This window comes from Rhizobacter sp. P2_H2 (assembly GCF_056403375.1).
The window spans coordinates 1-1,697 of the sequence record NZ_JBFUFP010001125.1; the positions used below are offsets into that span (position 1 = coordinate 1).

Sequence of the window (1,697 nt, forward strand, 5' to 3'; positions counted from 1 at the left end):
CAGCATGGCGCCCAGGCAAAGCATCGGAATCCAGCGTTTCATGAAGCAGATCTCCCGGAAGGTGGATGGCATGAAGTGCCGCAGTCTACGGTGCGAATTCCGCGCGCCCAAGTAAAAACGCCGCTGGGTCGCAGCGGCGTTTTGCATATGGGGGAAGGGATCAGCGGAAGCGCGACTGGGGCACCGTGTGCAGTTCGCTCGGCAGCGAGGCCAAGTACTGCGCCAGCGTCTTCAGCTCGGCATGCGAGAACTGCTTGACCTGGCCGACCATGATCGCGTTGCTGCGGCCGATCTGCGGGTTGCCGTTGGTCTGGTAGGCCTTCAGCGCGACGAACAGGTAGTCGGCGTGCTGGCCGGCGAGCTTCGGGTAGCTGCCGTCGATCGGCTTGCTGAAGTTCTCGCCGTGGCACGACACGCAGTTGCCCTTCTTGAGCAACGCATCGACCTCCGGCGTGGCCTTGGCCTTCTCGGCGAGCTGGGGCTGCTCCTTCGGCAATTGTTCGTAGAAGGCCGCGAGGTCGGCCATGTCCTGGTCGGTGAGCGGCGCGGCGACGGCGCGCATCGTCGGGTGCTTGCGCTCACCCTTCTTGTACTCGCCGAGCGCGGCGACCACGTACTTGGCGCCCTGGCCCGCGATCATCGGCACCTTGTGCACCTCGGGGAAGCTCGCCTGGTAGCCCGGGATGCCGTGGCAGCCGATGCACATCGCGGCTTTCTTCTCGCCGGCCTTGGCATCGCCGGGCTTCACGTCCTGCGCCACGGCCGCACCGGCCAGCAGCAGGGAGGCAGCGATCGCCGGAATCAGAGTCGTCATCTTCATCAGATTCGTCAGGGAAACCAGCTTTGTCATGGCAGCTTTTTGAAGTTGGCGAGGGCTTGTCTTCGAACCGCGGGCGATTATAGGGCCCGCCTTATACTGGTCCGCACCCCCTTCAAACCCTCGCGACGCATGAAGTTCAAAGGCTCCGACAACTACGTCGCCACCGACGACCTGATGCTCGCGGTCAACGCGGCTGCCACGCTGAAGCGGCCGCTGCTGATCAAGGGCGAACCCGGCACCGGCAAGACGATGCTGGCCGAGGAAGTCGCGCAATCGCTGGGCATGCCGCTGCTGCAGTGGCACATCAAGAGCACCACGAAGGCGCAGCAGGGTTTGTACGAATACGACGCGGTGAGTCGCCTGCGCGACAGCCAGTTGGCCGACGTGGATGGCGGTGCGCGGGTGCACGACATCCACAACTACATCGTGAAGGGCGTGCTGTGGCAGGCCTTCACGGCCGAGCAGCCGGTGGTGCTGCTGATCGACGAGATCGACAAGGCCGACATCGAGTTCCCGAACGACCTGCTGCGCGAGATYGACCGGATGGAGTTCTACGTSTAYGARACGCGYGAGCTSATCMRGGCSAAGCACCGGCCGCTGGTGTTCATCACSTCSAACAACGARAAAGAGCTGCCCGACGCTTTCCTGCGCCGCTGCTTCTTCCACTACATCCGCTTCCCGGACGCCGACACGATGAAGCGCATCGTCGAGGTGCATTTCCCGTCGCTGAAGAAAGAGCTGCTGGCCGCCGCGCTGCGCAACTTCTACGAGGTGCGCAACCTGCCCGGGCTGAAGAAGAAGCCGAGCACCAGCGAGCTGCTCGACTGGCTGAAGCTGCTGGTGGCCGAGGACATCCCGCTGGAGGTGCTGCAGAGCA

General features: G+C 63.7%; 2 protein-coding genes. One reads left to right on the forward strand and one right to left on the reverse strand.

What is annotated here, in order from left to right:
• Positions 1 to 160 precede the first annotated feature (160 nt).
• Entirely contained in the window at positions 161 to 814 is a 654-nt protein-coding gene (locus AC1D15_RS30755; protein WP_082004252.1) for a c-type cytochrome, read from the reverse strand.
• A gap of 135 nt (positions 815 to 949) precedes the next feature.
• Between AC1D15_RS30755 and AC1D15_RS30760 the strand changes: the two genes are divergently transcribed.
• On the forward strand, positions 950 to 1,697 hold a 748-nt coding region (locus AC1D15_RS30760), incomplete at its 3' end, for an AAA family ATPase (RefSeq protein ID WP_477829014.1).

Coding starts and splice junctions, on each gene's coding strand:
- AC1D15_RS30755 (WP_082004252.1), bottom strand. CDS start 814: ATGACGACTCTGATTCCGGCGATCGCTGCCTCCCTGCTGCTGGCCGGT.